This window comes from Micromonospora sp. NPDC047527 (assembly GCF_040643015.1).
GTDB lineage: Bacteria > Actinomycetota > Actinomycetes > Mycobacteriales > Micromonosporaceae > Micromonospora.
Genome location: NZ_JBEYTK010000001.1, coordinates 425,910 through 438,256, shown reverse-complemented (window position 1 = coordinate 438,256; position 12,347 = coordinate 425,910). Strand labels below are relative to the sequence as shown.

Sequence of the window (12,347 nt, the reverse complement as noted above, 5' to 3'; positions counted from 1 at the left end):
TTGCGCACTTTCGACGACCAGGTTTGGGCTCACGGCCCAAAAACGGCGCTCCGCTGGCGACCCCGCGACGGAGGCGATGACTTTTCCGGCCCCCGGCCGTCATATCTGCAAGCACGGCACGAGGCCGACAGACGACCGGGGAGTGGTACGTGACAGTGGTTCAGGCGACCCGATCCCCACTCCCCTGCGCACGCGGCGCGTACGGCCTGCGTGCCGCCTGCTGATGGACGATGGCGAGGGACCGTTCTCCTTCCTGCGCTCCCGACTCGGGCCGGACATGGGGATGCGGGTGGTGGCCCTGCCGCCGGGCGGTGCACTCGACTACGACGAGGCCGACTGGCGGGACGCGATCGTCGTGATCGAGCAGGGCCAGGTCGAGCTGGAGGCGGTCAGCGGCACGCGACAGACCGTCGGGTGCGGCGACGTGCTGTGGCTGGCCGCTCTGCCGCTGCGGGCGCTGCACAACCGGGGTGCGGTGACGGCTCTGCTGGTGGCGGTCTCGCGCCGGAACCCTCTTCCACCCGACGCCTGACACCACCGGCCGACCGCCGGGGCGCGCTCGCCGCGCACACCCCGGCGGCCTGCTCCGGCGAACTCACCGACGCGGCGTCGTCACCTCGACTCCTCGGTGATGTCGGTGGTGGTGGCGAGGGCGTGGCCGGCTTCGAGGTCGGTGACGAGGTTCTGGACCTGGGCGGTGGCCAGCGCGTACGAGTCGGAGCCGAGGACCTGGTGCAGGGGCGCGGTGCCGGCTCGGGCGATGGTGATGATCGCGGCGGCGGCCTTCACGGGGTCACCGAGCGGTCCTGGACGCGCTGGGGCGGGTCTTCGGGCTCGACGCGGCTGCCCGCGCCCACCTCACCGACCTGGCTCGGCCGGCCCGGCGCCGCGTCGAGCAGGCCCCGCCTCAGCGGGTCCGGCCGGCACTGCAACAGATGATCGCCTCGATGGTCGACCACCCGGCCTTCGTCGTCGGCCGCCGCACGGACGTCCTCGCCTCGAACGTGCTGGCACGCGCCCTGCTCACCGACTGGACACGCCTGCCGCCCCGGCACCGCAACTACACCCGGTGGGTCTTCCTCGACCCGGCGGCCCGGGACGCCTTTCTCAACTGGCCGACGGTGGCGGCCGAGGTGGTCGGCACCCTGCGTCTCTACGCCGGGCGGTTCCCCGACGACCCCCAGCTCAACGAACTGGTCGGCGAGCTGACCATCAAGAGCCCGGAATTCCGCACCTGGTGGAACGGCCACCGCGTGCACGAGCGCACGCACGGCACCAAGCACATGCGCCACCCCGCCGTAGGCCCCATCACCATCCGGTACGAGGCGCTGGCGCTGCCCGGCGACGAGGAGCAGACGCTGTTCGTCTACACCACCGACCCCGGAAGCCTCTCGCACGACAACCTGCGCCTGCTCGCCCTCCTGACGGCCCAGCACCAGACGGACCGCACGCCCTCCGGCGGCACTCCGACGCGCGAAGCGTCGGCGCGGGACAACGTCACCGACTCGACCTGACCCGTCGGGTGAGCCCGCGGATCGGGCCGGGTGCGCGACGCACCCGGCCCGATCGTGATCGGTCAGCGGTTATGGACGGTTGTCACGGCGCGACCCGCGCCGGGGTGCCCGCGCCCCCGAGCCGCTCGGCGCCAGGCCCGGCGGGAGCAGCACGGCCGGCGACGATTTCGCGGAGCCGGCCTTCCCGATGCCGAGACCACGCGTCCCGCTGCCGGGCAGCAGCTTCTCGCCGCCGGGAGCACGGACGGACCGGTGCTGGCCCTGCGGCGTACGGAACACGTCGGCCGACAGTTTTGATCGGGGAACGTCGGTGTTCAGGGCGATGATGTCGCCGAGCGACTTCCGGTAGTCAATCTTGAACGCGGCCCGGATCAGCGGCAGCAGCGGGTCGTTGCCGTAGTAGAACCGGTCCCCGTCGCGCATCGCGGTGAACTGCTTGCGCCAGATCGCCAGTTGCAGCTCACCGAACTCCTTGCCGGGCAGGTTCGGCTCGGCCGACATGCCCACGAACGCGTCGAGCCGGTCGACGCTGCCGTAGACGGCCTTGAGTCGGGCCGCGAGCGGCGTACGACGCTCGGCGCGTACGGCGTCGTCGGCCGCCACCGTGGTCTTCTTCCCAGCGACGTTGTAGAGGGCGGTGAAGTCCAGGCTGTCCAGGTCGTCGATCTCCGCGCCGGGGGTGAGCTTCGGGTCGGCCGGGAACGACTCCGACCGCTCCCCGGTGATCGCGGTGAACGACCGCTTGACCGGCAGCCCGTAGGCCCTCCGCATGTCGTTGTAGCTCGGCATGCCGTGGTCGCGGCTGCGCGCGATGTCGATCGAGCCCAGGTCGTTGCGGCCCGGCAGGCAGGCCGGCAGTGCGGGGTCGTCCGAGCAACTGGGGTTGCCCGGCACGGGGATGAAGAACGGGAAGCTGCGCAGCATGTTGCTGATCAGCTCGTCGTTGCGGGTCTGCGGACGCAGCCCGACGCCGTGCAGCATCGGTCCGAGTTGGATCAGTTCCAGCAGGTCGGGGTTGAAGAAGGCGTCCTCGCCGAACGGAATCATCAGCCGGACGGTGTTGCCCTGGACGGTCACCTCGACGTCCAGCTCCCGCAACCGGTCGAGGGTCTGCTGGCTGTACCGACCGACCTCGGCCTCAAGCCGGAAGTCACCGCGGATCTGGCTGTGCGCGCGGTATCCGACGGTCGCGAACTCGTTGCTCACCGAGAGGTCCACCCCGGGCTTGTAGCCGGTGTAGCGGGGCAGCTCGACGCCGAGCGACGGCAGGAACTGGGTGTAGGTGATGTGCTGCTGCTCGGCGATGACCACCGCCCGGGCGATCTCGAACCTGTCCTGCTCGGAGAGCCACTTCGGCAGCTGCGCGACGATCCGGTTGTGTTCCCGGGCGAAGAGCGTCTGGATGGCCAGCAGCCCCGGGTTCTCGTTGGCTCGCTGGTCACCGGCGACCGCCGCCTTCTCCGGGGTGTTGAACAGTTGCCCACCGGCGACCATGTTCGGCGCCGTGGACGCGTCCCCCCGGGCGTCCCGTCGGGGCAGATAACCGTCGGCCATCAGCAGCTTGGCCTTGTTGTTGCGCGGATTGCCGTCGACGACGCCCTCGCGCATCCAGTCCAGCCGGTCGTGGCTGTTGCCGTAGACGGCGGCGGCGTCGAGCTGGGAGCTGACCGTGTTGATCTGGTCCCGGGGTGTGGTGACGCCGGTGTTGTCGGCCGGGCGGGACCGGTCGAACGGGACGATGCCGATGTCGTTGCGGAACGACTCCATCGGGTCGGCGTTGTCGAACACGATGTTGCGGGTCTCGCCGGGAGGGCTGACCAGGCGCCGGCCGAGCCGCTGGGCGACGGAGTGGTCGACGAACTGGCCCCACACGAAGCCCCACTGGCTCACCTGGTTCGGCGAGTAGATGTTCACGTCGGTGTCGTTGAAGATCCGGTTGCTGACGTACCGCTCGGGCGGCAGGTCGACGATCTCGCTGATTCCGTCGGCGTACCAGGCCGGCCCGACCCGGGGGTAGATGGTGTCGATCATGCCCCAGGTGGGGTTCGCCCGGTTGTTACCGGAGCCGTCGATGCTCTGCACCTCCCAGAGACCGAGGACCCGGTCCGAGCCGCCACCGGCGTGGGCCGGGCCGCTGAGCCCCACCCCGGCAGCCACCACGAGTGCGACGACCCCGGCCTGGGCCGCCCTGGTTGATCGGGCCCGGCCACGTCGGCCGGATACGACTACGCGCATGCCCCTCTCCTCCCCTTGAATTGACGAAAACGATGGGACGGAGACTGGCGACCCCGTCGCTGGCGCCGAGCGCCACGTGCAACTGTCGATCTCCCCGGTAGTGTCGTCGCCCCCCGTACACGGATGCTTCTTCCGCCTTGCGGAGCGGGGCGATCACCCGTTTGTCACGGCCGTCCGGCCGGGGACGGACGCGGCCCCACGAAGGGCCTGCGCTGCGACGACCAGGCGTCCACGTCGTTGTCGGCGTTGAGGATCGCCTGGTGCAGGCGCTGGACCGGAGCACCGGGTTCGAGGCCCAACTCGGTGACGAGGTTGCCCCGCACCCGGTGGAAGACCTCAAGCGCCTGCGCCCGCCGGCCACTGAGGTGCAGCGCCCACATGTACTGCGCGTGCAGCCCCTCGTGCAGCGGGTTCTCCACGATCAGGGCGGCCAGCTCGGTCAGCACCTCGCGGTGCATGCCCAGCCGCAGCTCGGCGTCGACCAGGTACTCCAGGGTGACCAGCCGGGACTCCTCCAGCTGCCGGCGTCGCGCCTCCAGCAGCCGGCCCACGGACACGTCCACCAACGCCCGTCCCTGCCACAGCCGCAACGCCTCCGACAGGTGCCGCACGGCCCGGTCGTCGTCACCGTCGGCCAGCGCCTGCCGCCCCCGCAGGGCCAGCAGCTCGTACCGACGCAGGTCCAGGCCGGTCAGACGGCTACGCAGCAGGTACCCGCCGGTGCGGGTCTCCAGGAGATCGGTGCTGACCGCCGCCACGGGCCAGCCGGTCGCGGCCGCGAGGTGCTTGCGCAGGCTGAGGATGTACGTCTGCACGGTCGTCGACGCGCTGGCTGGCGGGTCGTCCCCCCACAGCTCGGTACTCAGCGAGGACGCGGGCACCAGCTGGTCGGCGTGCGCGATCAGCACGGCGAGGACGTTGCGTACCTTCGGCGCCGTCGGCGTCCAGTCGACTCCCCGCACGCGTACGGACATTGGTCCCAGCACGGCCATCTCGATAGGTTGATCCGTAGCTTTCACGCGCGCCCCTGCTCGTGTCGACGTGAGCGGATGTTTATGGTCATCGGCGGCACGTCGCGTCCGCATCCTCTACCGTGCCCGCCGCCCTCCGCGTCGCGTTCGACGGCCCTCGATCAAGGTTCAACCGGCCGTCGAGCGGCACGACCTACGCTGCCACCACCTGTCGGCCCCGCCGACGTACCCGAGCCCCGCCGCCGCCCCGCACGGCCCGGCACGGCGGCGGCGGGGCGGCTGCCGTCCCGCCACCTGACGCAGGGCCGTACGGAGGTGTGGGGATGATCGACGCGACGACCACCGACGGCCCGACGCGGGTCGCCGTGCTGGGCGCGACCGGCTGCGTCGGGCGTGCCGTCTGCGCGGCGTACGCCCGGCGCGGCGACCGGGTCCTCGCCGTCGCCCGGACACCGCTGCCCGACGTCGGCGCCGCTCTGCTCCCCCTCGACATCGCCGCGACCGCGCCCGCCGACCTGGCCCGGATCCTCGCCGACGAGGGCGTGGACACAGTGGTCAACGCCGCTGGCGGGTGGGCACGCGCCGAGGAGCTGAAGCGGAGCCACGTCCAGCTCGTCCGCCGGCTCGTCGCCGCCCTCGGCGCGATGGAGACCCGGCCTCGGCTGGTGCACATCGGCTCGGTTCACGAGTACGGCGTGGTCGCCGAGGGCACCAGCGTCAGCGAGACGGCCGAGCTCCGGCCGGACACCGCCTACGGTCGGGTGAAACGGGCCGGGAGCGGGATCGTGCTCCGGGCGGCGCAGGCCGGCACGGTGGACGCCGTGGTGCTGCGGGCGGTAAACGTGTACGGCCCGTACACCACGCCCGCGAGCTTCCTGGGGGCGCTGCGCGACCGGCTGCGACGGGCCGGCCCGGAAGGGCTGACGGTACGCCTCGCCGCGGCCCGCCGGGACTTCGTCGACGCCCGCGACCTGGCCGAGGCGGTGGTGCTGGCGGGCCGTGCCCCGGTCACCGGGCAGGCGATCAACATCGGGCGGGGCGTCGCCGAGGACGTTCGGGATTTGGTCCGGATCCTGCTGACGACGTCCGGCATCCGACCGGAGGCGGTGTCCCTGATCGAAGCCCCGGTGCCCAGCAACGGGGGCCCGTGGACGCGAGCCGACATCCGCAAGGCCCAACGCCTGCTGGGGTGGACCCCGCGCATCGGGGTCCGGGAGTCGATCGAGGCCCTGTGGGAGCAGGGCTGAGCGTCAGTGCCGCCCGGTCACGAAGGTGCGGACGGTGTCGATGACGAAGTCGGCCATCTCCAGCGTGATGCCGGGGTACACGCCGATCCAGAAGGTGTGCTCGGTGACGAAGTCCGAGTTGGCCAGGTCCCCCACGATGCGGCACGGCACGTCCTGGTACGCCGGGTGCCGGGTCAGGTTGCCGGCGAAGAGCCGGCGGGTGCCGATCTTCCGGTCCTCCAGGCACGCCACCAACTCCTGGCGGGTGAACGGGGCCTCGGGCCGCACGCTGATCGGGAAGCCGAACCAGCTCGGGTCGCTGCCCGGGGTCGCCTCCGGCAGCAGGAGGCCGGGCAGGTCCGCCAGCCCCTCGTACAGGTGGCGGAAGTTGCGCCGCCGGGCCTCGACGAACTCCGGGAGCCGGCGCAACTGACTGAGCACGAGCGCGGCCTGCGGGTCGGTGGCCTTCAGGTTGTAGCCGACGTGCGAGTAGACGTACTTGTGGTCGTAGCCGGCGGGCAGGGTGCCCAACTGGTAGTCGAACCGCTTGAGGCAGGTGTTGTCGGTGCCGGGCTCGCACCAGCAGTCCCGGCCCCAGTCCCGCAGCGACTCGACGATGCGGGCCAACTCCAGGCTGCCGGTCAACACGCAGCCCCCCTCGCCGGCGGTGATGTGGTGCGCCGGGTAGAAGCTCACCGTGGTGAGGTCGCCGAAGGTGCCGGTCAGTCGGCCACGGTACGTCGAACCGACCGCGTCGCAGTTGTCCTCGACGAGGTACAGATCGTGCTCGGTGGCCAGGTCGGCGATCTCCGCGACGGGGAACGGGTTGCCCAGGGTGTGCGCGATCATGATCGCCCGGGTGCGCGGCGAGATCGCCTCGGCGACCCGCTCGGCGGTGGTGTTGTAGGTGCCCAGCTCCACGTCGACGAAGACCGGCACCAGGCCGTTCTGCAGGATCGGGTTGACCGTGGTCGGGAAGCCGGCGGCCACCGTGATCACCTCGTCGCCGGGCCCCAGCCGTGCCTCACCGAGCTTCGGGGAGGTCAGCGCGGTCAGCGCGAGCAGGTTCGCCGACGAGCCCGAGTTGACCAGGTGCGCCTTGCGCAGCTTGTAGTAGGCGGCGAACGCGCTCTCGAAGCGCCGCGCGCTGATCCCGGCGGCGATCCGCATGTCCAGTGCGGCCTCCACGAAGGCGGCGCGGTCGTCCTCGTCGAGCACCGCCCCCGACGACAGGATCGGGGTCACCCCGGGCACGAAGTCTGTCGACTCCTGTTCGCGGTGGTATTTGCGGGTCTGTTCGAGCACCAGATCCTTCAGCGACGTCATGTTCGCACCCTCTCCGCTCCACGATCGGTACGCCCATGGTCAGCGGCACCGGTCGAGGATCCGTCGAGGAACGGTGGAGGCACCGCCGGCCGGACCGTCCCGGCCGGCGGTGCGGCCCGTCAGGCGCGGCGCCCCAGGTACGCCAACAGCTTGGTCTGCTCATCCGCACCGGGCGGGGGCTCGAGGGCGGGTCCGCTGACCATGCGGCTGCGCACCACCTCCTCGCCGACCATCCGCAGCGACTCCCACGCCTTGTCGATGTCAGCCTGGTCGATCCGCTCGTCCTGGCCTGTGGCGCGGGCCAGGTCCCAGCCGTGCACGACCAGCTCGGTGGAGACCGCGCTGTCGATCGCCTGGGAGAAGGTGCGCAGGCCGAACCGCCCGTCGAACTCCGCGCGGGCCTGCTCGGGGTCGTTCAGGCTGGTTTCGATCTGGTCCCGCACCCGCACGAACGCCTTGTACGGGTCGACGTCCACGCCGGGGCCCTCCGGCACCGGCAGGTCGACCATGCTGAGGTGGATCTCGCTCATCTCGACGACGTGCGCGACGAGGTCACGCACGGTCCACTCGGTGCAGGGCGTCGGCCCCGACCACGCGTCCGCTCCGACCGCGGCGACCCGGTCGGCGAACTGCGCGCCGAGCCGGGCGAACCGGTCGGCCACGGCTTGCTCCTCCGCCGTGAGCCCCGCACCACGCACCGACGGATCAGCTGTCCGTCCAGGCTTGACCGTTGACATAACCGCTCTCCTGCCACTCGACGTCAGGTGGCCCCGGCGGACGCCAGTCCTGGCGGCACCGGGGCACTACCTGTACGACGCTCGGCAGGCGGGAAAATCATCGGCAGAAAGCCCGGTTCGGCGTGTCGTCCACCGATTTGCCCGGCGGCTCTCCCCTGCGATCCTGCGGCGGTCAGTACTCGACGACGGCGCGGAACCGCACCTCACCCTTGGCGACGCGGTCGACGGCCTCGGCCACCCGGTGCGCCTCGAACGTCTCCACCCACGGGGTGACCTTGCCCGCCGCGACCAGGTCCAGTGCCTCCCGCAGCAGGTGGGGTCCACCATGGGTGGCGCCGGTGATCCGCTGCCCCTGCGCGAAGAACGGGTAGGCCATGGCCGGCGGGATGGTGAACGGCTCGACGCCGTCGATGCCGGCCAGCACCATCCGTCCCTGCACCCGCAGCCCGGCGAGGCAGGCGGCGGCCGCCCGGTGCGACGGGGCGGTGAGGAGGACCACGTCGGCACCGCCCGCGGCGCGCAACTGGTCCCCGTCGGCGACCACCAGGTCGGCGCCGAGCCGGCGGGCCGCCTCGTGCTTGTCCGCCGAGCCGGTGACCGCGATCGTCTCGTGCCCGCACGCCTTCGCGTACTGCAGGGCCAGGTGGCCGAGGCCGCCGATGCCGATCACGGCCACCCGGTCGTGCGGGCGGGGCTCCGCCGCGCGCAGCGCCGACCAGGCGGTGTAACCGGCGCACATCACCGGCGCGGCCAGCTCCCAGGCGAGCCCGTCGGGCAGGAGCACGGTCGACTCGGCGGCAGCCACCAGGTACTCGGCGTGCCCGCCGGGTGCGGTGAACCCGGTGGTCGTCGGCGCGGGGCAGTTCAGTGCGGTCTGCCCGGTCACCGGCAGGCCCCGCAGGCAGTAGTCACACCGGCCGCAGCCGGACCGTACCCAGGTCACACCGACCCGGTCACCGGGACGCCGGCTCGTCACCCCCGCACCCACGTCGACCACCTCGCCGACCGGCTCGTGCCCGGTGACGGCCGGCTCGATCGCCGGGAAGGGCAGCATCCCCCGGGTGGCCAGTACGTCGTTGACGCACACCCCGCAGGCCCGTACGCGAACGAGAACCTCACCGGGACCCGGCTCGGGGTTCGCCACCTCACGCAACTCCCAGGCAACGTCGACTCCCGGCACAACCGCCGCTCTCATCACCAACCACCACCCGTCCTGTGCACGACTCGAAATCGGTTCCGTCCGGACGCCACGGCGTCAGACCGGCAGCGCGGGCGGACGATCGTCCGCCCGCGCCGTCCCTGCATGCTCGCCCCGCCCCGACCGGCGCTACATCCTCGCGATTGCCGCATCGCGGCGACGGCCGGTCAGGGCCGACGCTCGGCCAACGCCACCAGCGCCGGAACGATCTCGGCGGGGCTGGGAATCGCCTGCCAGGTGTCGCGCAGCCTGGTCGCGGCCTCCCGGAAGGCCGGCTCGGAGAGCACCCGGTGGATCTCCGCCCGAATCTCCTCGACCGACTGCTTCTGGTGGTCGAGCCGGACCCCGGCGCCCTGGTCGGTGACGTAGCTGGCGCAGGGCGTGGCCAGCAGGTTCTTCTCCGGGTGCAGCCAACCGGCCGCCTCCTCGGCCGCCTGCCCGGTCTCGGTTCCGAACTCCCGGCCGACCCGGTAGGTGCCGCTGTCGACCTCGGCCGGGGCGGCCGACGCGGGGCGGAACAACAGCGAGTCGTCGGTGTCGCAGACCAGTTGCGGGATGCCCGCGGCGACGGCGGAGCTGAGCGTCCCCATGCCACCGTGGTGCACGAGAACATCGCAGGTGGGCAGCAACTGGGTCAGCGGCACCCACTCGATCGCCCGCACGTTGTCCGGCAACGTGCCCACGGCCTCCAGTTGCAGCGGGCTGAGCGTGGCGACCACCTCGACGTCGAGTTCGGCCAGGGCGGCCAGCAACTTGGGCGTACGACCCCAGTCGCCAGCGACGTAGCGGCGGGTGGACTCGCCGAGCGACAACGCGACCCGGGGCCGCCCCTGCGGCCGGGCGTACAGCCAGCGCGGGAAGACCGACGCGCCGGTGTAGGGGACCTTGCGAACCGCCACCTTCGTCGTGGCGGTGGAGAGGCTGAGCCCCTTGGGCAGCGGGTCGACGGTGAACTGTCCGAGAAGGAGTTCGTCGTCGACGGTCATCCCGTACCGCTCGGCGAGCGGGCGGACCAGGTCGCCCAGCGGGTCGGTGGCGAGCCCGGCGTCGCGCACGGCGTCCCGGTGCGTGGCCAGCCGCTCCTGGCTGAACGCGAAGTAGTCCAGGTTGCTGCCGAGCAGCCGGCCGTGTGCCGCGCCGGCGGCCCGCGCCGCCACCGCGCCCGCCGGGAAGACCAGATCCCACAGCACCAGGTCCGGACGCCAGGCGCGAGCGAACTCGACCAGATCCGGCGCGTCGGGCAGGTCGGCGCGGACGTAGTCCGAGGCCGGGTTGAGGTTCCACTGGTAGAAGGCGATCCAGTGCTCGCGCTCCTCCGGGCTCAGGCCCAGGGCCCGCGCGTACGCGTTGACGTCCTCCGGCGTCGGGGGCTGGCGGGCGTCGTCGCGCAGCCGTGGCTCGGGCGACCCGGCGTCGCCCAGCGCGACCGGGACCAGGCCGGTGCTGGCGATGGTGTCGGCGAAGCCGGCGTGGGACGCGACCCGGACCTCGTGCCCGGCGCTCTGCAACGCCCAGGCGTACGGCACCACGGGGTACAGATGCGCCACGGCGGGATAGACGGTTATCAAGACACGCACGGGGTCCTCCTTGGGCACGCGGGGTGGCTGTCGGTCCTCGGCGTCCCGGGCACGGCGCACCCGCTCGGGCAGGCGTGGACGCCGTGCCGGCACCGGCACGGCGGTCGCCGGCCTGGTGATCAGGATGCCGACACCGGGCCGGCCCGGCTTCTCCTGTAGTGCGCAGGCCCGCACCGGTTCGTCCGGCCGGCGGCCCGCCCTGTTCACGGTGGGCAATCGGGAGGTTGCTGCCCGTTCGCGGACGGTTGGACGATGAGCGCCGGACGACATCGGATCCTGCGGGCGACATGTGTGCCAACACGCGTGCGGCGACCCGTGGGCAGTGAGGGGTGACCCATGGCGATGACCGAAGCCGTCGACACGCCGGCCTTCCCGATCCCCCGGGAATGCCCGTACCGGCCGTCAGCCCGACACGTCGGCCTGCGAGCGGACAGCCCGATGACCAAGGTCAAGCTCTACAACGGACGTATTGCCTGGTTGGTCACCGGAGCGGCGCAGGCCAGGGCGGTGCTCTCCGACTACCGGCGGGTGTCGATCCGCCCGTACCACGGCAACTATCCGCTGCTGAACGAGGAGTTCGAGAAGGTCGTCGACAGCGGCTACGCGGACGTGCTGTTCGGGGTGGACCCGCCGGAGCACACCAAGCAACGCTCGATGATCATGCCGAGTTTCACGCTGCGGCGTACCGCGCTGCTGCGCGAGGACATCCAGCGCATCGTCGACGAGAAGCTGGACGACATGATGCGCCACGGCGCTCCGGCGGACCTGGTGAGCATGTTCGCCCAGCCGGTGCCCTCGATGGTGATGAGCACCGTGCTCGGCGTGCCGTACGACGAGCACGAGGACTTCGAGACACCCGCGCACAAGCTCTTCGTGCCGGAGTTGGCCGATGAGGCCACCACCGAACTGGGCGAGTACCTCGACCGGCTGATCCAGAAGAAGGAGAACGACCCGGGCGCCGGGGCCGTCGGTCTGCTCGACGACCTGATCGCCAACCACCTGCACACCGGTGAGCTGACCCGCTCGGAGTTGGTGCACATCGCCATGGCGATGTTGGTGGCCGGCACCGACACCACCACCAACGTGATCTCACTGGGCACGATGGCGCTGCTGGACAACCCCGAGCAGTGGGAGGCGCTGCGGGCCGACCCGGAGATCGTGCCCGCCGCCGTCGAGGAGATCCTGCGCTACGTCTCCCTCGTCGAGGCCTTTGCCCGGGTCGCGGTGGAGGACATCGACCTGGGCGACGGCAACGTGATCCGCAGCGGCGAGGGGATCCTGATCAGCTGCGCCGGGGTCAACTTCGACCCGGCGCACGTCCAGGAGCCGGACACGTTCGACATCCGCCGGTCCGCCAAGCCCAGCTTCTCGTTCAGCCACGGCATCCACCGCTGCCCCGGCGACAACCTCGCCCGGTTGGAGCTGGAGATCGCCTTCAAGACGCTCGTCGAGCGGATGCCCAACCTGCGCGCGGCGGTCCCGCTCGACAACCTGCCCAGCAACAACAACGACGGCACCCTGCAGCGGCTGTACGAGTTGCCCGTGCAGTGGTGACCAGCCCCG

At 71.6% G+C, this 12,347-nt stretch carries 11 protein-coding genes; 4 read left to right on the top strand and 7 right to left on the bottom strand.

Annotated elements, in window-relative coordinates; translation table 11 throughout:
* Nucleotides 1-223 precede the first annotated feature (223 nt).
* Nucleotides 224-532, top strand: a complete 309-nt coding sequence (locus ABZ808_RS01810; RefSeq protein WP_356999491.1) for a hypothetical protein — start codon at nucleotides 224-226, stop codon at nucleotides 530-532.
* 80 nt (nucleotides 533-612) lie between these two features.
* Here the strand turns inward: ABZ808_RS01810 and ABZ808_RS01805 are convergent, their stop codons facing one another.
* The gene (locus tag ABZ808_RS01805; RefSeq protein WP_356999489.1) at nucleotides 613-789 is read right to left on the bottom strand and encodes a hypothetical protein; all 177 of its coding nucleotides are present in this window, start codon (nucleotides 787-789) and stop codon (nucleotides 613-615) included.
* Between the two features lie 17 nt (nucleotides 790-806).
* Here ABZ808_RS01805 and ABZ808_RS01800 point away from each other — a divergent pair, with 17 nt between their 5' ends.
* On the top strand, nucleotides 807-1,514 hold the full coding sequence (locus tag ABZ808_RS01800; RefSeq protein ID WP_357002696.1) for a transcriptional regulator: 708 nt from the start codon (nucleotides 807-809) through the stop codon (nucleotides 1,512-1,514).
* Nucleotides 1,515-1,583: 69 nt separating this feature from the next.
* Here the strand turns inward: ABZ808_RS01800 and ABZ808_RS01795 are convergent, their stop codons facing one another.
* Both ABZ808_RS01795 and ABZ808_RS01790 read right to left on the bottom strand, forming a co-directional pair.
* A complete protein-coding gene (locus tag ABZ808_RS01795) occupies nucleotides 1,584-3,749 on the bottom strand; it encodes a peroxidase family protein (RefSeq protein ID WP_356999486.1) in 2,166 nt (721 codons plus the stop codon).
* 164 nt (nucleotides 3,750-3,913) lie between these two features.
* Nucleotides 3,914-4,741 carry an AfsR/SARP family transcriptional regulator gene (locus ABZ808_RS01790; protein ID WP_356999484.1) on the bottom strand — a complete coding sequence of 276 codons (828 nt, stop codon included), beginning with the start codon at nucleotides 4,739-4,741 and terminating at the stop codon, nucleotides 3,914-3,916.
* A 302-nt stretch (nucleotides 4,742-5,043) separates the two neighbouring features.
* Here ABZ808_RS01790 and ABZ808_RS01785 point away from each other — a divergent pair, with 302 nt between their 5' ends.
* Nucleotides 5,044-5,967: an NAD-dependent epimerase/dehydratase gene (locus ABZ808_RS01785; RefSeq protein ID WP_356999481.1), complete on the top strand. Its 924-nt coding sequence runs from the start codon at nucleotides 5,044-5,046 to the stop codon at nucleotides 5,965-5,967.
* Between the two features lie 3 nt (nucleotides 5,968-5,970).
* On the opposite strand, the gene rfbH is transcribed toward ABZ808_RS01785, so the two are convergent.
* From rfbH to ABZ808_RS01765, 4 genes are all read right to left on the bottom strand, one after another.
* Nucleotides 5,971-7,272, bottom strand: coding sequence for a lipopolysaccharide biosynthesis protein RfbH (gene rfbH, locus ABZ808_RS01780; protein WP_356999478.1), 1,302 nt, complete (start codon nucleotides 7,270-7,272; stop codon nucleotides 5,971-5,973).
* Nucleotides 7,273-7,391: 119 nt separating this feature from the next.
* Nucleotides 7,392-7,934 (bottom strand): TIGR03086 family metal-binding protein, encoded by a 543-nt coding sequence (locus ABZ808_RS01775; protein ID WP_356999475.1) that lies wholly within the window; start codon nucleotides 7,932-7,934, stop codon nucleotides 7,392-7,394.
* A gap of 247 nt (nucleotides 7,935-8,181) precedes the next feature.
* Nucleotides 8,182-9,204, bottom strand: a complete 1,023-nt coding sequence (locus ABZ808_RS01770) for an alcohol dehydrogenase catalytic domain-containing protein (RefSeq protein WP_356999468.1) — start codon at nucleotides 9,202-9,204, stop codon at nucleotides 8,182-8,184.
* Between the two features lie 170 nt (nucleotides 9,205-9,374).
* Complete coding sequence (locus ABZ808_RS01765; protein ID WP_356999466.1) at nucleotides 9,375-10,784, bottom strand: nucleotide disphospho-sugar-binding domain-containing protein; 1,410 nt, start codon at nucleotides 10,782-10,784, stop codon at nucleotides 9,375-9,377.
* Nucleotides 10,785-11,126: 342 nt separating this feature from the next.
* Here ABZ808_RS01765 and ABZ808_RS01760 point away from each other — a divergent pair, with 342 nt between their 5' ends.
* On the top strand, nucleotides 11,127-12,338 hold the full coding sequence (locus ABZ808_RS01760) for a cytochrome P450 (protein WP_357002694.1): 1,212 nt from the start codon (nucleotides 11,127-11,129) through the stop codon (nucleotides 12,336-12,338).
* The last annotated feature ends 9 nt before the right edge of the window (nucleotides 12,339-12,347 follow it).